Source organism: Devosia alba, assembly GCF_039938915.1.
GTDB lineage: Bacteria > Pseudomonadota > Alphaproteobacteria > Rhizobiales > Devosiaceae > Devosia > Devosia alba.
In genome coordinates this window covers 1-225 of record NZ_JBDUUI010000178.1, presented here as the reverse complement: position 1 = coordinate 225, position 225 = coordinate 1, and the positions used below count along the sequence as shown (strand labels likewise).

The following is a 225-nucleotide window of genomic DNA, read 5'->3' as shown; positions in this document are numbered from 1 at the left end:
GAACGAGAAGTCCTTAGGCACCGATACCAGGAGCTGTAAAAAACCCGGGTCTATCCAACAGGGGCGGTCCCTGGCGACGAGGTTTTTCAGCAGGAGATTTCCCACCAGCAGCGACAGAAGTATCGCGCCGCACATCGCAGCGCCGCCCTGCCGGAACTTCCTGAAAAACAGGAACACCACCGCCGCGCCGATAAACAGGTAGCAAAGCAGCGTGAGCTTCGGGAA

Annotated in this window: 1 protein-coding gene; it reads right to left on the bottom strand. The window is 58.2% G+C overall.

Annotated elements, in window-relative coordinates; genetic code table 11:
* Positions 1 to 225 (bottom strand): hypothetical protein (locus ABFY71_RS19200; protein WP_431021563.1); only part of this gene is annotated, 225 nt, incomplete at both ends.